Source organism: Thermoanaerobaculia bacterium (assembly GCA_018057705.1).
Taxonomy (GTDB): domain Bacteria; phylum Acidobacteriota; class Thermoanaerobaculia; order Multivoradales; family JAGPDF01; genus JAGPDF01.
This window is the reverse complement of record JAGPDF010000017.1, coordinates 1-19,027: the sequence shown is the minus strand read 5'-3', so window position 1 is coordinate 19,027 and position 19,027 is coordinate 1. Positions and strand designations below refer to the sequence as shown.

General features: G+C 69.6%; 16 protein-coding genes. 9 read left to right on the top strand and 7 right to left on the bottom strand.

All coding sequences use genetic code 11. The features are described 5' to 3' along the window. Positions 1-89: 89 nt before the first annotated feature. Complete coding sequence (locus KBI44_07735; protein ID MBP9144357.1) at positions 90-602, bottom strand: Lrp/AsnC family transcriptional regulator; 513 nt, start codon at positions 600-602, stop codon at positions 90-92. Between the two features lie 111 nt (positions 603-713). Here KBI44_07735 and KBI44_07730 point away from each other — a divergent pair, with 111 nt between their 5' ends. The 3 genes from KBI44_07730 (at position 714) to KBI44_07720 (ending at position 4,862) form a co-directional block, all read left to right on the top strand. Then, on the top strand, positions 714-3,398 hold the full coding sequence (locus tag KBI44_07730; GenBank protein ID MBP9144356.1) for a tryptophanase: 2,685 nt from the start codon (positions 714-716) through the stop codon (positions 3,396-3,398). Between the two features lie 148 nt (positions 3,399-3,546). Continuing rightward, positions 3,547-4,119, top strand: a complete 573-nt coding sequence (locus tag KBI44_07725; protein ID MBP9144355.1) for a YceI family protein — start codon at positions 3,547-3,549, stop codon at positions 4,117-4,119. After that, on the top strand, positions 4,119-4,862 hold the full coding sequence (locus KBI44_07720) for an isoprenylcysteine carboxylmethyltransferase family protein (GenBank protein ID MBP9144354.1): 744 nt from the start codon (positions 4,119-4,121) through the stop codon (positions 4,860-4,862). The genes KBI44_07725 and KBI44_07720 overlap by 1 nt, the downstream gene beginning before the upstream one ends. On the opposite strand, the gene KBI44_07715 is transcribed toward KBI44_07720, so the two are convergent. Next, positions 4,859-6,094, bottom strand: coding sequence for a cysteine desulfurase-like protein (locus tag KBI44_07715; protein ID MBP9144353.1), 1,236 nt, complete (start codon positions 6,092-6,094; stop codon positions 4,859-4,861). The genes KBI44_07720 and KBI44_07715 overlap by 4 nt on opposite strands. A gap of 285 nt (positions 6,095-6,379) precedes the next feature. On the opposite strand from KBI44_07715, the gene KBI44_07710 reads away from it, so the two are divergent. The 5 genes from KBI44_07710 to KBI44_07690 are packed head-to-tail and all read left to right on the top strand — an operon-like array spanning position 6,380 to position 10,598. After that, a complete protein-coding gene (locus KBI44_07710) occupies positions 6,380-8,227 on the top strand; it encodes an Hpt domain-containing protein (GenBank protein ID MBP9144352.1) in 1,848 nt (615 codons plus the stop codon). Continuing rightward, a complete protein-coding gene (locus tag KBI44_07705; protein ID MBP9144351.1) occupies positions 8,224-8,601 on the top strand; it encodes a response regulator in 378 nt (125 codons plus the stop codon). The genes KBI44_07710 and KBI44_07705 overlap by 4 nt, the downstream gene beginning before the upstream one ends. Continuing rightward, a complete protein-coding gene (locus KBI44_07700) occupies positions 8,588-9,331 on the top strand; it encodes a DUF4388 domain-containing protein (protein MBP9144350.1) in 744 nt (247 codons plus the stop codon). The genes KBI44_07705 and KBI44_07700 overlap by 14 nt, the downstream gene beginning before the upstream one ends. 20 nt (positions 9,332-9,351) lie before the next feature. After that, the gene (locus KBI44_07695) at positions 9,352-9,816 is read left to right on the top strand and encodes a hypothetical protein (GenBank protein ID MBP9144349.1); all 465 of its coding nucleotides are present in this window, start codon (positions 9,352-9,354) and stop codon (positions 9,814-9,816) included. Further along, positions 9,813-10,598, top strand: a complete 786-nt coding sequence (locus KBI44_07690; protein ID MBP9144348.1) for a hypothetical protein — start codon at positions 9,813-9,815, stop codon at positions 10,596-10,598. Before KBI44_07695 ends, KBI44_07690 begins: the two co-directional genes overlap by 4 nt. Before the next feature lie 7 nt (positions 10,599-10,605). Here KBI44_07690 and KBI44_07685 read toward each other — a convergent pair whose 3' ends face one another. Further along, on the bottom strand, positions 10,606-12,000 hold the full coding sequence (locus KBI44_07685; GenBank protein ID MBP9144347.1) for a VCBS repeat-containing protein: 1,395 nt from the start codon (positions 11,998-12,000) through the stop codon (positions 10,606-10,608). 85 nt (positions 12,001-12,085) lie between these two features. Here KBI44_07685 and KBI44_07680 point away from each other — a divergent pair, with 85 nt between their 5' ends. Next, entirely contained in the window at positions 12,086-13,822 is a 1,737-nt protein-coding gene (locus KBI44_07680) for a hypothetical protein (GenBank protein MBP9144346.1), read from the top strand. Here the strand turns inward: KBI44_07680 and KBI44_07675 are convergent. The 4 genes from KBI44_07675 to KBI44_07660 form a co-directional block, all read right to left on the bottom strand. Next, positions 13,819-16,074, bottom strand: a complete 2,256-nt coding sequence (locus KBI44_07675) for a VCBS repeat-containing protein (protein ID MBP9144345.1) — start codon at positions 16,072-16,074, stop codon at positions 13,819-13,821. The two genes, KBI44_07680 and KBI44_07675, sit on opposite strands and share 4 nt — an antisense overlap. 82 nt (positions 16,075-16,156) lie before the next feature. Next, positions 16,157-17,593, bottom strand: coding sequence for an aminopeptidase P N-terminal domain-containing protein (locus KBI44_07670; protein MBP9144344.1), 1,437 nt, complete (start codon positions 17,591-17,593; stop codon positions 16,157-16,159). Positions 17,594-17,643: 50 nt separating this feature from the next. Further along, positions 17,644-18,468: an ion transporter gene (locus KBI44_07665; GenBank protein ID MBP9144343.1), complete on the bottom strand. Its 825-nt coding sequence runs from the start codon at positions 18,466-18,468 to the stop codon at positions 17,644-17,646. 14 nt (positions 18,469-18,482) lie between these two features. Next, positions 18,483-18,851, bottom strand: a complete 369-nt coding sequence (locus KBI44_07660) for a DUF423 domain-containing protein (protein ID MBP9144342.1) — start codon at positions 18,849-18,851, stop codon at positions 18,483-18,485. Positions 18,852-19,027 lie beyond the last annotated feature (176 nt).

Genomic DNA, 19,027 nt, shown 5'->3' with positions numbered 1-19,027 from the left:
GAGGGGAAGGAGAGCCGGTCCGCGGCCCGGCCCGGCTCTCCGCCTGCCGCTCTCCCGGCAGAGGCGCGCGCCGCCCCTTCAGGGACGGTCTAGCCGGATCTTGCGGGTCGCGAGGGCGACCCGCTCTCTGCCAGGCCGCGTGGCGAAGGCGCCTCGAGGATCCGACCGGCGACCGGCGAAGAGAGCACGATCGACGTGGAGGTCGATCCGAAGGGCGTGAGCCGGTCGATCAGCTTCTCGAGATGCTCGACCGACGAGACCGCGACTTTCATGATGAACGAATCGGCGCCGGTGGTGCGGTGGCACTCCAGCACTTCGGGCAGCTCGCGGGCCATGGTGGTGATGCGGCCGAGTACGTCCCCCATCACGCTCATGCGCACCACCGCCAGGATCGGCAGTCCGACCTTGGCGAGATCGATCTCGGCGCGGTAGCCGCGGACGATCCCCGCTGCCTCGAGATTGCGCACGCGCTCGGCCACCGCCGGCGTCGAGAGTCCGACGCGCCGGGCGAGCTCGGCGAAGCTCACGCGCCCGTCCTGTTGCAGCTCGCGCAGCAGTCGCCAACCAGTGGCGTCGAGCTGCTTTGTTGATTCGTAACTCATAAATGCATTCTACCTCTCTTTACGCGCCATTTCGGCCAAATCGCCTAACGAACTCCATTCAGGAGGGCGAACCCGCCGCTCTAAACTTTTCACAAGCCAGAGGAGACCACCATGCCCATTCCCGTGCCCACCCACGAGCCGCACAAGATCAAGACCGTTCGCCCGATCGCCTTCCCCGCGCCCGACGAACGCAAGCGCAATCTTGCGGCGGCGCGCTTCAACGTCTTCGAGCTGACGCCCTCGCAGATCACCTTCGACATGGTCTCTTACGGAACGGGCGCGATGTCGCAGGAGCAGCTCGCCGGCCAGCTCGTCGGCGACGAGGCGTACGCCGGCGCGCGCAACTTCGAGACCCTCGAGCGCACGATCAACCGCGTGCTCGGCCACACCTACGTCTGCCCCACTCACAATACGCTCGGCGCGGTGAAGCTCCTGGTCAAGACGCTCTGTCCTCCCGGCTCGGTGTTGGCGAGCAACGCGCGCGGCCGGGTCGACCTGCACGCCCCGCGCGGCATCGAGATCCACGACGCGCGCGACCACGCCGAGCCGGTCTTCACCGGCAGTTTCGATCTCGCCCGGCTCGAGCAGGTGATCGCCAAGTCCCGGCCGGCCTTCCTCGGCGCGCAGTGCTTCGCCGACGGCCAGCATCCGTTCAGTCTGGCCAACCTGAAAGCCGTGCGCGCCCTTGCCGACCGCCACGGGCTGCGCCTGGTGCTCGACCTCTCGCGGGTGATCGAGAACGCCTGGTACATCCAGCGTCACGAATCCGGTATGGCCGATCGCTCGGTGGCCGACCTCACCAAGCTGATCGCCAAGACCGCCCACATCGTGCTGATGGACGGCGCCCAGGATCCGCACGGCAATACCGGCGGATTCCTCGCCACCGACAACCCGGCCGACCTCGAGCTCTTCCTCAACGAAGTCGTCGTCTACGAAGGGCTGCACACCTACGGCGGCATGGCCGGGCGGACGATGGAGGTGCTCGCCCGCGGCCTCGCCGAGATGACCGACGAGTCCGAAGTGCAGTGGGCGATGCACCAGACCGAGCGCTTCACCGCCCGGTTGCAAACGGCCGGAATCCCCTGCGAACGCGGCTGCGACGGCGCCTATGTGCGCGCCGACTCCTTCCTGCCGGCGGGCGGCCCGCATCCCCAGCATGCGCTCGCCTGTGCCCTCTACCAGACTTCCGGCGTGCGCGCCCTCGCCCAGGGGCTGGTGGGCCGCGACCAGTTGCTGCCGTTGCAGATCCCGCGCCTGGCGATGACCAACGAGCAGCTCGATCAGGTGGCCGATGCGCTGATCCATCTCTTCCGGCAGCGCGACCGCATCTCGCCACTCGAGGTCGAGACCGGTACCGCCGACGGGGCGCAGTGGCACGACCAGTTGAGCTTCCGCTCGGTCTTCGCCGATCTCGAGCCTTTCGAGTTCGAATGCGCGCCCTATCTCATTCACACGCTCGAACCGATCGCCCGCACCGATCGCGGGCAGCGCGAGCGGGCGATCCGCGAGGCGGGCTGGAACACCTTCCTCCTGCGCTCGGCCGACGTCGCGATCGACCTGCTCACCGACTCCGGCACCTCGGCGATGAGCACGACACAGTGGGCGGCCTACGACGCCGCGATTCCGACCCCGGCGACCAGCGAGGCCTACCACCGCTTCGTCGCCGCGGTGCGCGAGACCTACGGCTACGCCTACGCGCTCCCCACCCATCAGGGGCGGGCGGCCGAGCAGATCCTCTCCGAGGTGATGATCCGGCCCGGCCAGATCGTTCCCGGGAACATGTACTTCACCACCACCAAAGTGCATCAAGAGCTCGCCGGCGGCCGCTTCGTCGACGTCATCGTCGACCAGGCCCACGACCCGCAGAGCGACTACCCCTGGAAGGGCGACATCGACCTCGCCAAGCTCGAGGCGGTGGTCGCCGAGCACGGCGCCGCCGCGGTCGCCTACATCTCTTTCGAGCACTCCGTGAACCTCGCCGGCGGCCAGCCGGTGTCGATGGACAATCTGCGAGCGGTCTACGCCTACTGCAGCGCCCACGGCATCCCGGTGATGTTCGATGCCACGCGGGCGGTGGAGAACGCCTACCTCATTCAGAAGCACGACGCGCGCTTTCACAACACCCGGGTGCGCGACATCCTGCGCGAGATGATGCTCTACGGCGACGGTTGCACCGTCTCCGGCAAGAAGGACTACCTGATCAACATCGGCGGATTGCTGGCCTTCAAGGACAACGCCGCCTGGGCGCGGAGCGCCGAGGCGAAGCTCAGGATCTACGAAGGCGGGGTGCGCGACGGTGGACTTCCGGCGGGCGACCTCGCGGCGATGGCGCGGGGAATCGAAGAGATGGTCGACGACCGCTACATCCGCTCGCGCGTCGAGCAGACGGCGCGCCTGGCCGGCTGGCTCAAGGCGGGAGGCGTGCCGGTGGTCGAGCCGACGGGGACCCACGCGGTCTTCCTCGACGTCAAGCGCTTCCTGCCCCACGTCGACCAGGACCTCTACCCGGCGCAGCGGCTGGCGGGCGAGATCTACGTCGAGACCGGCGTGCGGGCGATGGAGCGCGGCAACGTCTCCAAGGGCCGCGACCCGAAGACGGGTGCGAACTACCGACCGGCCCTGGAGCTGGTGCGGCTGACGCTGCCGCGCCGGGTCTACTCCGACGACCACCTGCGCGCGGTGGCCGACGGCATCGTCCGCCTCTACCAGCGCCGCGACTCGATCGGCGGCTTGAGGTTCGTCCACGAGCCCCCCACCCTGCGTTTCTTCCAGGGCCGTTTCGAACCGGTGAACTGAGGGCGCGACCGCAAGGCAGGGGGACGGGCGCCGGTTTCTCCCCGTTCATGGGGCTGTCATACGGCGGTGGCACGATGGCATCGAACCGGCATGCGGATCCGACCGGTGACGATTCGCCATTTCGGCATCGCCGACAGGAGCTCCTGCCATGCATCGCCTGCTCAACCTGCTGACCCTGATCCTCTGCGCGGCGGTCGCGCTGCCGGCCCTGGCGGCGGAACGCGCCGTCCGGCTCGACCCGGCCGCGAGCGCCGTCACTTTCACGCTCGGCACGACCTTTCACGAGGTGCATGGGACGATGGTGCTGACTTCGGGCACGATCCGGTTCGATACCGAGTCCGGCGAGGCCTCCGGCGAGATCATCGTGGATGCGACCCGTGCCGCGACCGGGAACGAGGACCGCGACGAGACGATGCACGCCGAGGTGCTCGAGACGGCCCGCTTCCCCACGATCGTCTTCCGGGCGCGCCGTGTCGAGGGAGTGGTCGCCGACCCGGGCAAGAGCGAGCTGCGCATCGTGGGGGTCATGAGCCTGCACGGCGCGGACCACCCGATGACGATCTCGACCACGGTCGAGAGTGCCGATGGCAAGGTGCGCGGTGAGCTCGCGTTCCCGATTCCCTATGTCGAATGGGGTCTTCACGACCCGAGCTTCCTCGTTGCCCGCGCGGCCAAGACGGTCGACATCCTGGTGCGGGCCGAGGGCACGTGGGAGGAGTGATGACTCCGGGACGGCGGCGGCTCATCGCCGCGCTCTACGGCCTCGCCGCCCACGGCATCTTCGTGGCCGGCGTCGGCGCGATGGTACTGAATCTCCATCAGGGCATGCGGTTCTCCATCGGCACTGCGCACGGCGCCGCCGCCTGGCTGGCGAACGCCCTGCTGATCTTCCAGTTCCCGATCCTGCACTCCTTCCTCCTCGGCCGGCGCGGTGGGGCGCTCCTTGCTCGCCTCGCCCCGGGCGGGCTCGGTGGGGCGCTTTCGACCACGACCTTCGCCGCCATCGCCGCGGTCCAGATCGCCCTGACGTTCCTCCTCTGGTCGCCCTCCGGCATCGTCTGGTGGGAACCGCACGGCGCGGCAGCCCTCGTGAGCAACGGCCTCTACGCGGCGAGCTGGATCTTCCTGTTGAAGGCCCTCTACGATGCCGGGTTCCCGCTGCAGACCGGTTCGCTGGGTTGGACGGCAGTGTGGCGGGGCGAGAAGCCGGTCTACGGTTCGTTTCCCACCGGCGGTCTCTACCGGTGGACGCGGCAGCCGGTCTATCTCGGCTTCGCCCTGACCCTCTGGACCGGCCCGGTCTGGACACCCGACCGGATGGCGCTCGCTCTCCTGTGGACGACCTACTGCGTCGTCGGCCCGCGGCTCAAGGAGCGCCGCTACCTGCGCCGCCACGGCGAGAGCTTTCGCCGCTTTCAGGCGGAGGTTCCCTACATGGTGCCGGGGCGGCGCAAGACCGCCTAGGCTGTCGCCGCGACCTCGGCCAGGCCGGTCAGCAGGCGGTCGACCTCTTCCGGGGTGTTGTAGAGCAGAAAACCGGTGCGCAGGAGACCGCCGACGGCGGCAAGACCGAGCACTTCGACAGCGCGCACGGCGTAGAAATCACCGTCCCACACCTGGATCGCCCGCTCGGCGAGCCGGCGCGCCACGGCCTCGGCCGTCGCGCCACCGAGCGTGATCGAGACCGTCGGCGCGCGGCGAAAAGCGCCGAAGTCCGGACCGTGCACGGTGACTCCCGGGATCGCCCGGACCGCGCTCCAGTAGCGCCGGGCGAGGGCCCCTTCCCACTCCCCGATGCCGCTCATGGCGTCGACCAGCTGCTGGCGCAGATCGTCACCACGGCCCCAGGACGCCAGAAAATCGATCGCCGCTCCGACGCCGACGAGCGCCGCGTGATGCAACGTTCCGGTCTCGATCCGGAACGGACCCGCAGGGTCCTGGGTGCGCAGGCGGTCGGTCGCCAGAGTGTCGAGGAGACCCGGCCGGCTGTAGAGCAGGCCGATGTGGGGACCGTAGAACTTGTAGGCCGAACAGAGCAGGAAATCGGCATCGAGAGCGGCAACGTCGACCGCGAAATGGGGGGCGTAGTGCACCGCGTCGAGGAGCAGCCAGGCGCCCACGGCGCGCGTCAGCTCGCGGGCCAGCGCCACGTCGTTGACCGTGCCGAGGGCGTTCGAGGCGAGCCCCATCGCGACCAGTCGCGTGCGCGGTCCGATCTCGGCGGCGAGGCTCTCGGCATCGAGCGTGCCGTCGGGCCGCAGCGCAATTTCGCGGATCACCAGACCGCGTTCGGCGAGCCCCAGCCAGGGGCCGCGATTGGCCTCGTGATCGAGCTGGGTGATGACGATCTCGTCGCCGGGCGAACAGGCTCGCGCCACGGCATGGGCGAGCGCGAAGGTGAGCGTCGTCATGTTGGCGCCGAAGGAGATCGTCCGCCAGTCCGCGGCACCGAGGAAGGAGGCCGCCTTCTCGCGCACGAGGTGCACCAGCTCGTCGGAGCGCTGCGAAGTCGCGAACTGCCCGTGGGTGTTGGCGTTCGACTCACGATAGTAGCCGGCGATGGCGTCGATGACCGGCGTCGGCACCTGCGACCCCGCCGGTCCGTCGAGGTAGGCGATCGGGAGCTCGCCCTGGCGTCGGGCGAGGGCGGGAAACTCGAGTCGGGCGCGCTGGCAGTCGGAGGCGGTGAAGGGCATCGGGAACCTCGCGTCGGAAGGTCTCCATGCTGCCACAAACGGTGGGGCAAGGGAGCCGCCAGCCGAGCCAAAGGCGGGCGCTGGGCCTGGACCGGGGCGTCCGTGGGGGTTCCCCTGGCGGCGCTCGCGCTCTCGATCTCGGCAATCTCGCGCGCCGCAACGCCCGACGGGCACTCGCGGCCGGTTGCTGGTCGGGCTCCGTCACACTCTCGACACGCGGTCTTTGCTCCCGGACAGTAGATTGCCTCTCGCCGGCCGCCTCTCTCGCGACCTCCAGGACACCCCGTGACGCAACGCTCACTCCGATCCATCTCACCGTCCTCGTCGATCGGCGACCTGCCGGGATTCGAGGCTGCCCTGGATCTCGATTCCCGGGGCAAGGGACTCGCCGAGCTCTTTCATGATCGCCCGGAGCTGCCCGGAGTCCTGCTGACCGAACAGGGAATCGTGCGCTCGGCGGTCTCGCGGCGCTATTTCCTCGAGACGATCGGCCGGTACTGTGGCCGCGATCTCTACCTGCCACGCCCGATTCGCCTCATGATGGAGCGCTTCGAAGAGAGAGGCGGAGCCCTTCTGCTCCCGGCGCCGATCGGCATCGAGGAGGCCGTGCGGTTCGGGCTCGATCGCCACCCGGATCTGGTGTACGAGCCGCTGGTGGTGACCTTCGAGGGACCCTCGCCATTCGGGCTCGGGGCGCGACTGGTCGATTTCGAGACCCTACTCGTCGCCGACTCGAAGCTGACGATCCTGCGCAACGCGCAGATGAGCCAGATCCTGGACACGATCCGCGACGGATTGCTCCTCGTGGGCCGTGACCAGATCGTGCTGGGTGAGTACTCGCGCTCCGTCGAGTCGATCTTCGGCACGCAGCGAATCGCCGGCCGCAGGTTCGCCGACCTGCTCGGCGACTTTCTCGAGGCTGAACGGTGCGAGCTCGCCCAGGGGTTCCTCACGACGCTTTTCGACCCAAACGTGATCGAGTCTCTGGTGGCCCGGATCAACCCGCTGGCGCGCGTCGAAGCCCGCCTCCCGACCACCGGCGAGCCGCGAGTCCTGGCCTTTCGCTTCACCCGCGGCAAGCAGACCGACATCGCGCCGACAATCCTGGTTCGAGTGGAAGACGTGACCCGGGCGGAGGAGCTGGCGCGCGCCGTCACGACCGAGCGCGAGCGATCGGAACGCCGGCTCGGCCTGGCACTCTCGCTCGTGGAGGTGGCGCCGGAGGCGCTCGCCGGGCTCGTCGAGCGCATGGCGCGCATGCGCGAGGCCCTGGGGCGCGGCATCGAGACCTGGCGGCTTCAGGCTCCGATCCCGAGCGAGGTCGACGCCGCCTTTCGCGAGGTGCACGCGCTCAAAGGGGAGGCCGGGCTGGCTCGATTCTCACCGGCGCAACGCGAGCTCCACGCCCTCGAGGACGCCCTCGACTCGATTCGCCGCGGGACCGCCGACCAGGAGGCGCTCATTGCGGCGGAGAATCGAATCGACCTGCTGGGAGCCCTGTTGGTCGAGACTCGTGAGGTGATGTCTCACTTCCGGACGCTCTCCGGTTCGGCCGGCGAGCCAACTCGCGCCACCGCCGAAGTCGGTCTGTTGTCCGGCATCGCCCGCCTGGTGGGAGAGCTCGCTGCCGAGCTCGATCGCCCGGCGCGCTTCGTGTCGAGAGCTCGCGAGACCGACCTTCCCGCGCGCTGGACCGGACTCATGCGGGATGTGCTCGTGCAACTCGCCCGCAACGCCATGATCCACGGCGTCGAGCCGGCGGAGGAGCGGGTTCGCCACGGCAAGCCCCCGGTCGCGACACTGCAGCTCGCGGTTCGCGAGCACGACGAGGGCTGGGCCGAGTGGATCTTCCAGGACGATGGCCGCGGTATCGACTGGGATCGCCTGCGGCGGCGAGCGGAGTCCGGCAGCCTGCCGGACCCCTCGCCGGCCGAGCTCGCAGAGCTCCTCTTTCTTCCGGGATTCTCGACCGCGGAGCAAACCACCGTCCACGCCGGCAGAGGCGTGGGTCTCGACCTCGTTCGGAACCGGGTCGCCGAGGCCGGCGGCTCGATCTCCGTGCACTCGGAATACGGGCACTTCTGCGCCTTCCAGATCCTCCTCCCCACGCTCGTCGAGGCCGGCGCGCGATGAGGCTCCTCGTCGTCGACGATTCCCTGGTGATGCGCAACGCGATCGCCCGCAGCCTCGAGAGCGAGGATATCGGGCAGGTCCTCTTCGCCGAGGACGGCGCCGAGGCGCTTGCCCTCTTCCGTGAACATCGGCCCGAGCTCGTGACGATGGACCTGACGATGCCGCGACTCGACGGCCTGGGTGCCATTGCCGCAATTCGCGACCTCGAGCCCACGGCGACGATCCTCGTCATCTCGGCTCTGAACTCCCATCGTGACGCGATCGAGGCGGTTCGCCGCGGCGCCTGCGGATTCCTCACCAAGCCGTTCACTGCCGACGAGGTGGTCGACGCCATCCGATTGATCGCGGAGCACTCGCGCCGTGATCGGAGCTGACACCTTGGCGCCGATCGAGCGCGCACCTGTGGGCCCGCGCGAGCCGGAGTCCACCGTCAGGGTCGTGATCCTGCTCGTCGAACCGGAACCCTTGGTGAGGGAGATGCTGTCAGCGAGCCTCGAACTCCACGACGGCAGGTTTCGAGTGGTGGCTGTCGCGACCGCGAACGAGGCCCTCGGCGCGGCGCGCGACCATCGACCCGCGCTCCTGGTGGTCGATCCTTCGATCCCCGGCGCTCACCGGCAGGCCGATTTCGTGGCCGAGCTTCGCCTCGCAGCGCCGGGCGCCCCGATTCTCGGCCTCACCGCGACACCCCAGAGATTCTCTCCGCCTCTCCCCCACTTCGAGGCCATCGTGGAGAAGCCGCCGGACGTCCACTACCTCCTGCGGCGCGTCGACGACCTGCTCGCGGCGCATACGGGAGGGGTGCTGCGCGGCGTCTCCCTGGCGAGCCTTCTCCAGGTCCTCTCCGCCGACCGCAAGACCTGTTCGATTGCCGTGGAGGCGACGCGGGACGCAGGCAAGATCTGGCTTGCCCGCGGTCGACCCTGGCACGCCCTCGCCGGACCCCGGACCGGCAGGGATGCCTTCTTCCACCTATTGTCGATCGACGATCCGCTGCTCCGGGTCCGACCCGACGCTCCACCCACTCACAGCCTCGACGACACGCTGCCGGCGCTCCTGCTCGAGCACTCCGTGCTGCTCGATCGCCGGCACCGCCCCGTCTGAGCTTCGCGAAGCGAGAGACCATGGACGCAGAGCAGTTTCACCTCTTCAAGCAGATCACGTTGGACTTCTTCGCCAAGCTCGCCCCGGACGAGCCGCCGACGGTCGATCCGCCCTACTTGCAGTTCGGCGATCCGGCGCTGCTCGACTACGCGAGTCTGGTGCGCATCCGCGGCATCTACGAGGGTTGCCTGTACCTGACGTCTCCGGTGGCCATGCTCGCAGGGCTGCTCGAGGCGCACGGCGAGTCGGAAGTCTCCGAACGGACCCTGAACGACATGTGCAGGGAGCTGTCGAACATCCTCTCGGGCAATGCCAGTCGGGCCTTTGCCGGCGAGTGGGAGATCTCCGTACCGGCATCGCTCGGTCCGGCCGACTTGCCCCTGCTGCAACTTCCGCCGACGAGCTTCGTCCTGCCGATTCGCTGGCGAGGGGCCTCGACGCTCCTCGTCATTGCGCTGTCCGCTGACCAGCGGGGCGCGGCTTGAGCGTCCCCGGCCACATTCTCGCGAGCGCCGTCTACCAGCTCGCTCTGCGTCCCGAGGAGCTGCCTGCCAATCTCCGGCTTCCGAGCAGCGCCTGGGCGGTGCTGTTCTCGCTCTCCGGCAGACACTCGGTCGCCCAGATCGGCGCGCAGCTCGGTCTCACTCCGGAGTCGCGCGACCGCGCCTTCGGCGACCTCCTGGCGGCAGACCTCGTCGTCGAACGGCGGCTGTCGATGGCGGAATACCTGCGCTCTGCCGGGACGATCGACGATGACGAACGCAGGACGTTCGGCGCCTTCCTTCGCGGCGCACCTGCGCGGCCCGCCGCCGTTCCTCCCATCGGACCTACCCTGGAGGCGAACGAAGACGCCGATCCCGAGGTCGCGCCACGCACCTCGGCGTCAGAGCCCATGCCATCGCCATCGCGAGCCAAGGCGACTTCACTCGCGGTCGCTCCGTTCCGCCCCTTGGCGCTGCCGGAGGAGGAGACCCCGATGAACACGCCGCCGTCGCTCGCGTCCCGAACGCTGAATCTCCGCGTCCTGAACCGACTCTTCTTCGAACGCTCTGTCTCGCCCGAGCAGGCGCAGCTCGACCTCTACCGCGTCTATCTCCGGGTGGACGCGCAGCTCCTGACCCGCGCCGGGATTACGACGCTCAAGTTCGAGGAAGATCGCCTGGTCGACGACCCGGAGCTCGTCGAGAGGCTGTCGCAGAGCGCCGCCGACGCACTCGGTGCGCCGCTCCCCGAAAGTGTGTGGGCTAAGGCGTCAACCGCAAGCTGATTGCCGGCTAGGGGACGGCCTGGGTCCAGCAGCCCGCGGTTTCGGCTTCGAAGCCGTCGGCGAAGACGCGGGGGCCGACGCCGAGGAACACCCGGGTGCCATCGAAGGCGCCGACGACCAGGTCGAGGTTACCGTCCTGGTCGACGTGCATGCCGACCGCATCGAAGGTCCCCTGCGCCGTCCAGCTGCGCGTGGCGCCAGCCAGCGGATCGACGAGCGCGACGTTCGGCGGCGTCCCCTGCCCGCGCAGCAGCACCAGCCGGCCGCCGAAGCCGGCGATGTCGGTATCGACATCGGCGACGATGGCGTCCAGGATGCCGTCGCCGTCGAAATCGGCGAAGCGGCTGCTGCCACCGAAGAAGGCGGTGCCGGGACTGCTGCCGACCGTGCTTTGCGTGAACTCGGCGTGACCCTGGGCGTCGTTGCCGGTGTTGACCAGGTAACGGTCCTGGCCGTCGTCGACGACCAGGAGGTCGAGGCGCCCGTCCTGGGTGAAATCGGCCGCGGCGACCTGGTAGGGCGCGACGTCGTAGATGTCGTCCTGGAAGGTGAACGCGCCGAAGCCGTCGTTGTAGAGGATGGAGATGTGCGGGCTGGTGCCGGGGGGCGGAGCATTGCCGCTCGAGTTGACCTTGACGATGTCGTTCGAGCCGTCGAGATTGAAGTCGGCGATCTGCGACGAAGTGCCGAAAACCGAGCTCGCCATCGCCGGTGTGAGACGAGTGGACGTCTCGTCGCTGAAGAAGCCGCCGCCATCGTTGATCAGAAGTCGATCCTCGAGCCCGTTCTCGTAGTCCGTGAAATAGAGATCGGGTCCCAGCCCACCGCTCACGTCGCCGACGGCGACGGAACAGAATTTCGGCGGCGGGGTGAAGGCCGGAATGCGCCCCGGGTCGTACGCGACACCCAGCCAGACGCCCTTCTGGTCGCGCCCCTGGTTCATCAGGATGCGCGGCGGCTCGCTGAAGGTACCGGCGGTGACGATGTCCAACCAGCCGTCGCCGTCGAAGTCGGCGAGCTGCACGTCACGATCGTCGGTGGCGTCCAGGAAGGCCGGCGCGAGCGTCGCGCTGCGGTCCGTCAGGACGCCGCCTTCGTTCATGAACAGGACGTTTCGACGGCCGCCGGCGTTGCTGAACGGCGTCTTCCTCACCACGACGAGATCGGTGCGGCAATCGCGGTCGAGATCGCCGATGGCGAAGTCCTTCTCTTCGACATCGCTGGCGCCGACGGCGCTCGCGGCCACCAGGCGGGTCGCTGTCGCCTCGACGAACTCGACCCAGTCGCCGGCGCGCCCGGCGAGCGGCGTGAACAGGCAGATCGCTCCCGCCAGCGCGGCGGCCAAGCGCTGGCGGCCGGCGAAGGGCAGGGGTGAAGGAGCGTCGAGACGGGTCGCTGGCATGTCGGGTCTCTTTCGGCGAAGTGGGCGACCGAGCCTATCGCACCGGGCGCCGGTGCACGGTAGGGCGAGATAGAATTGCCCTGTCATGCCCAGCGCTCCGACCTGCTTTCTGCCCTGGAAGATCCGCCTCCTCCGGACGGCGAGACTTTCGATCTCGGCCATCGCCGTCGTCGCCTCCGCGTTCGGCGTCCTGAGCTCTGCCGTCGAGGCGCAGCTCGTTCCACCTCCGGTGCCGCCGGGCAACCCGCTCACGCCGAGCAAAGTGCGGCTCGGGAAAGCGCTGTTCTGGGACGAGCAGCTCTCCTCGCCGCGCACCGTGGCCTGCGGCACCTGCCACATCCCGTCGGCAGGAGGCACCGACCCGCGCTCGGCCGCGAGCCCGCTCGCGATCCACCCCGGCCCGGACGGCCTCTTCGGGGGCGCCGATGACGTTCTGGGATCCCCCGGCGTGCCGCGCAGCGGCGCCGACGGCCTGTATTCGCCGAGTCTGCACTTCGGTCTCACCGAACAGGCGACCGGGCGACGCGCGCCCTCCTCGCTCAACGCCGGCTACTCTCCGACCCTCTTCTGGGACGGCCGCGCGGCCGGACAGTTCCTCGACCCGGTAACGTCCGAGGTCGTCCTCGCCGCCGGCGGCGCGCTCGAGAGCCAGTCCGTCGGCCCGCCGGTGAGCGACGTCGAGATGGCCCATGTCGGCCGGACCTGGACGGAGATCCTCGCCCGCCTCGCGGCCGCGTCGCCGCTCGCGCTCGCCGCACGCGCGCCTGCGGCGCTCCTCGACTGGATCGACGGCCGCGCCTACGCCGCGCTCTTCGAAGAGGCCTTCGGCACGCCGGACATCACCGCACCCCGCGTCGCCATGGCGATCGCGAGCTACGAGCGCACACAGTTCACCAATCAGGCGCCGTTCGACGCCTTCATCGGTGGCGACGATGCAGCCCTGACGCCGCTCGAGAGCGCCGGACGCGACGTCTTCGTGTCGGCGAGCTGCGACCGCTGCCACCGCCTCGCGATCATGAGCGACCACGACTTCCACTACATCGGCGTGCGCCCGCCGGCCGAAGATCCCGGCCGCTTCGCGATCACCAACGACGACACCGACCTCGGAAAGACGCGCACCCCGAGCCTGCGCAACCTCGAGCTGCGGGCGCCCTACATGAAGAACGGGCGCTTCGCGACGATCGAGCAGGTGGTCGACTTCTACGACCGCGGCGGCGACTTCGAGGCGGATAACAAGGACCCGTTCGTGCGTGTCCTGAACCTCGTTCCGGCAGAGAAAGCGGCGCTCGCCGCCTTTCTCAAGCGCCCGCTCACCGATCCCCGCCTCGTGCCGGAGCTGCCGCCCTTCGACCGGCCGAAGCTCTTCTCCGAGTCCGGACGCGCCGCGGTGATCGAAGGGGTTGGCCTTCCCGGTTCGGGCGGTCTCGTGCCGAGCCCAGTGGCCCTCGAACCGCCGGTGCTCGGCAATCCCGGTTTCACCGTCGCCCTGCAGGGCGGCCTCGGTGGCGCCACCGCCGTGCTGGCGATCAGCGACACCGATCCCGGCCTCGTCACCCCCGGGTCGGGCGACTTCGCTTTCGAGATCGTCGTCCTCGACGGAGTGGGAGCCGGCCAGGGCTACGGCTCGGTGAGCCTGGCGATTCCGGCCGATCCGGCGCTCGCCGGCCGGGAGCTCTTCGGGCGCTGGTACGTCGCCGACACCGGCGGCGGGCAGGCCGAGGCGGTGACACCACTGTTTCGCTTCACGCTCTTCCCACCGCTCGGCGCGACCATCGTCTTCATCGACGGTTTCGAGACGGCGGATCTCTCCGACTGGGGCTAGAGAGGGGGCTTGGCGACCACCAGCCGCTGGTCGCCGTGCACCCCTTCGACGACCGTGGTGGTGCCGTCCGGCCAGCGCACGCGCAGCGTCCCGCGCGCCGCGCCGGCAAGCGCGAAGAAGGCCACGGGTTCGTCGACCGACTGGTAGCTGCCACCGCCGGTGATCCAGCGCCGCGCCACGCCCGAGGGGGTCTCGAGCTCCACGACGCTGCCGAACGCGTGCCGGTTCGGCGCCGGCGCCCGCAGCTCGACGGCCAGCGCTCTGCCCCGTGGCGCCTCGTTGCGCAGCACCCAGGGCGAGCCGTTCAGGGTCGTCATGACGATGTCGACGTCGGCATCGCCGTCGAGATCACCGAACGCCACCGCGCGACCGTGGACCCGGCGCGCCAGCCATTCGCCCGCTCCGGAGGCGGAGGCGGAGGCGCGCTCGAAGCGCCCGCCCCGGCTCTCGAACAGCAGCGGCTCCTGCGCCCAGGAAGCGCCGAGGTCGGGTCCGTCCAGCTCTGGATAGACGTGTCCGTTGGCGACGAACAGATCCTCGTCGCCATCGAGATCGAAGTCGTAGAAACCGCACCCCCACGAGAGGAACGGGCGGCTGACCGCGGCGAGCCCGTACTGCGCCGAACGGTCGTCGAAGAGGCCGTCACCGAGGTTGATCCGCAGCGTGTTCGTGTCGTCCGAGAAGGCAGTGTTGAAGAGATCCGGCCGGCCGTCGCCGTTGGCGTCCGTCACGGCGAAACCCATCGTGGCCTGGGGTACCCCGTGGTCGCTCACGGCGATGCCGGCACGGTCCGCGACGTTCTCGAATCGCAGCGATCCGAGATTGCGATAGAGCTGGTTGGCGGTGGAGTCGTTGCCGACGAAGATGTCGCGCCGGCCGTCGCCATCGAAGTCCAGGATGAGGGTCACGAGGCCGTAGTCGAGTCCGCCGTCGACGCGCGCTCCGGCGACCGCGCTCGAATCCGCGAAGGTCCCATCCCCGCGGTTTTCGTACAGCGTGTCGGGCTGAGCACGCAGTCCGCGCGGCCCCGCCATCACCGGCACCCCCTTGAAGGCGTTGCCGGTGCGGGCCGGCGGTTGCTGGGGATCGAACTCGAGGTAGTTCACGACGTAGAGATCGAGGTCACCGTCACCGTCGAGATCGCCGAAGGCGGCGCTCGTCGACCAGCCCGGGTCGCCGACGCCCGCCTGCGCGGTGACATCGACGAACCGCCGGCCGGAAGCCGCGTCCGCCTGATTGCGCAGCAGGACGTTGCGGCCGAAACAGGCGACGTAGAGATCGTCCCAGCCGTCGCCGTCGTAGTCGCCGACCGCGACTCCGGTCGCCCAGCGACGCAGATCGATCCCGGCCTTCGCGGTCGCGTCTTCGAAGGTGCCGTTGCCGCGATTCGCGTAGAGGCGCGAGCCCGGACCCAGCTCCGTGGCCTCGAGGGTCGAGCCGTTGGCGAGAAAGATGTCGAGGTCCCCATCCCTGTCGTAGTCGAACAGCGCCACGCCACCGCCGTTCACCTCGGCGATCTCCCGGCTCGGCATCCGGCCCGAGGTCATGACGAGGTCGATTCCCGCGGCGTCGGGAAGGAGGGTGAAGCGCAGACCCGTCGCGCTCGCGGGCCCGGCGCCGGGGCCAGGGCCAGAGACGGGATGGACGCCCGCGGGTCCGCTCTGGCGCCGGTCGAGATCGCCCAGCCGGGCGCGAGCGCGCTCTTCGACGACTCTGTCGCCGCTCTCGGCGGCGAGCGCGGCGCTGCGCTCGAGGCTCCGCCGCGCGGCCGCGACTTCGTTGCGTTCGAGCTCGACGAGGCCCAGCGCGTAGTGGCCCTCGGCGTGCTCCGGCGCCAACTCGAGGAACGCCCTCATCGCCGCCTCGGCCGCCGCGAGCTCGCCCAGGTAGAAATGACACCAGCCGAGCGCGAGCCGGCCAAAGGGCTCCTCGGGATCGAGCTCGATGGCGCGCGCGAACAGCGGACGCGCGAGCTCGAAGCGGCGTTCCCGGAAGTAGGTCGTGGCGAGCAGGAGCGTCGCGCGCCCCCACTCCGGATGCTGCTCGACGAGCGGCAGCAACCGCCGCCGCGCACCCGCCGTGTCACCCGCCTCGATCGCGGCCTTGAGGCGCGCCATCTCGCCCGGCGGCGGCAGCGGAGCACCCGCCCGCGGGACGCTCCCTGCCGCGACCGCCTGGGCGACGACGGCAGGCGGGAGCAGCAGGAGCGCCGATGCCGCGAGGAGGATCGATGCGCGCAGACCGGCCACCATCGCCGACGAGCCTACAGGACGAGAGCGCCTACGGTGGGCACGCGGCGATCGGTTTCGCGGCTTCGCCGCTCCCGGCGTCGGGCTAGGGAGTCGGAAGAGCTCGGCCAGCGATCGCGCGCTCGATCTCGGCGATCTCGCGGGGCGCCATGCACGACAGGCACTCGCCGCCCGTTGCGGTGACCAGGATCTCGTCTTCGATGCGCACGCCGATGTTCCACCAGCGCCGGTCCGCGGTCGAGCCCTCGGGGATGTAGATGCCGGGCTCGACGGTGAAGATCATCCCCGGACGCAGCGGCGTCGTCGCCGAGCGGTAGCGCTCCTCCCGGGAGACGCCGGGCGGAAAGCCGTAGCTTCCGGGATCGTGCACGTTGAGGCCGATCCAGTGACCGGAGCCGTGAGGGTAGAACTTGCGATGGGCGCCGCTCGCAATGAGCTCGTCGCGATCTCCGGTCAGCAGACCCAGACGGATCAGGCCGTCGACGACCACCTGGAGAGTGATCTCGTTCATGGTGCGGTACGGGATTCCGGGCCGAACGGCGGCGATCGCCGCCTTCTGCGCCGCGAGCACGATCTCGTAGATCGCGCGCTGCTCGGCGGTGAACCTGCCGGAGACCGGGTAGCTCCGCGTCACGTCCGCGGCGTACATCCCGTACTCGCAGCCGGTGTCGTTGACGATCATGGCGCCGTCGTCGAGAGGCTTGTCCGCGGGCTCGTAGTGGAGGATCACCGAGTTGCGTCCCGAGCCGACGATGGGCGGGTACGCCATCCGGCCCGCGCCGCCGTGCAGGCAGGTCGCGACCATCGCCGCCTTGAGGTTGTACTCGCTTCGGCCCGGCCGCACCTCGCGCATCGCGGCGACGTGGGCCTCGGCCGAGAGCTCGGCGGCCCGGCGCATCAGCGCGAGCTCGGTCGCATCCTTGATGAGGCGCAGCTCATGGACGATCGGTCCGGCCTCCGCCGCTGGCCGCGGCGCGGTGGCGTTGGCGTTCGGCGCGTTCCAGGCCGCGAGCAGGCGGTCGCGAAAGGCGGCGTCGCCGCCGTCGAGGTAGTAGAGCGACCGGGCGCCTGAAGCGAGCTCCGGGAACCTCTTCGCGAACTCCTCGACCGGGAAGGCTGCCTCGGCGCCGAGCTCCTGCCTGGCGCCCTCGACGCCGGCGCGATAGCCGGTCCAGGTCTCCTTCACAGGATCCCGCGGCGCGACGAACAGGATGTAACGCTCGCCCGCGGGTGCCCAGGGGCGAAGGACAGCGACCGCATCGGGTTCGCCGAAGCCGGTCAAGTACCAGAAGTCGGAGTTCTGCCGGTAAGGGTCCGGCGAGGTCTCGACCGAGGTCTCGGGCGCCGTCCGCACCACCGCGATAGCGTCCGGCGGCAGCCCGGCGACGAAGCTCTGGCGGTGGCTGGTGAAGAAGGCCGGGGTCACCTCCGGGGCCGGAGAGGCCGCGGAGGCGACAGCCGCCGCGACCAGAGCGAACAGGGACGACGCCAGAACAGTCTCGATTCTCGCCGGATATCTCATGGGGCGCAGAATCTATCAATTCTGCCCGCCGGCGCCTGCCCGGCAACGAATCAGAGGTGCGAGCCGCAGAACTTGCAGTGCACGGCGTCGGCGTCGTGGCCGTCGACGCCGCACGCCGGACAGGCCTGGGTCGAGACCTTGCCGCGCCGCGCGGCGAGCAGCTCGCTGGTGAAGATCCCCGTCGGCACGGCGAGGATCGAGTAGCCGAGGAGCATCACGATCGAGGCGAGGAACCGGCCGAGGCCGCTCTGCGGGGCGAGATCGCCGTAACCGACGGTGGTGAGCGTGACGATCGCCCAGTACATCGAGAGCGGAATCGAGACGAAGCCGGCCGCCTCCCCTTCGACCATGTAGATCAGGGAGCCGATGATCAGGACGAGGATCATCACGGTGCCGAGGAAGACCAGGATCTTGCGCCGGCTGCCGGCGAGCGCCGTGCGCAGCATCGCCGCCTCGCGCAGGAACTCGGCGAGCTTGAGAATCCGGAAGATGCGCAGGAGACGCAGGGCACGCAGCACCAGCAGCGTTTGGGCGCCGGGCAGCACCAGCGCGAGGTAGGTCGGCAGCACGGCGAGCAGGTCGATGATGCCGAAGGCGCTGCGCGCCCAGGCGAGGGGGCGGCGGACCGCGACGAGCCGCAGGAGGTACTCGAGGGTGAAGAGGGCGGTGAAACCCCATTCCGCGGCGCGAAAGAGCTCGCCGTGGGCGGCCCGCAGCTCGGGTACGCTCTCGGCCACCACGACGGCGACACTCGCGACGATCACCCACAGCAGACCGACGTCGAACCGGCGCCCCGCCGGGGTGTCGGCCTCGAAGATGACCTCGTGCAGCCGGTGCCGCCAGGCCGGGAAGGCCGACTCCTCGGGATCCGCCATGACGAGGGTTCTCCTCAGCGCCGACTGGCCGCGAGGCCGAGGCAGAGCCAGCCGGCGAGGAACGCCACGCCGCCCAACGGCGTGACGGCGCCGAGCCCGCGCACTCCGGTGAGCGCCAGTGCGTAGAGGCTGCCGGAGAACAGGAGCGTGCCGGCGAGAAAGAGGACACCACTCGCGGCGACGAGGCGGCTCGGGACCCGTTCGGCGAAGAGGCCCGCGGCGAGCAGGGCGAGCGCGTGGTACATCTGGTAGCGCGCGCCGGTTTCGAAGGTGACGAGCAGTTGCGCATCGAGCCGCCCCTTGAGGGCATGCGCGGCGAAGGCTCCGAGGGCGACGGCGATGCCGCCCGAAAGTGCGCCCAAAGCGATGAATTTCCGGTGCATCACGAGGTCTCCCCGATCGATCTGCGTTGCAGACATTCCACGCCAGCCCATTCTGCGCGAAGGCAGCACCCGGTTCAGGTCAGGCGCCGCAGGAGCACCGCCGTCTGGTCGTCGGCCGCGGGCGCCCCGCGGGTGAAGCGATGCAACTCGGCCCACAGCTCCTCGAGGATCCCGGC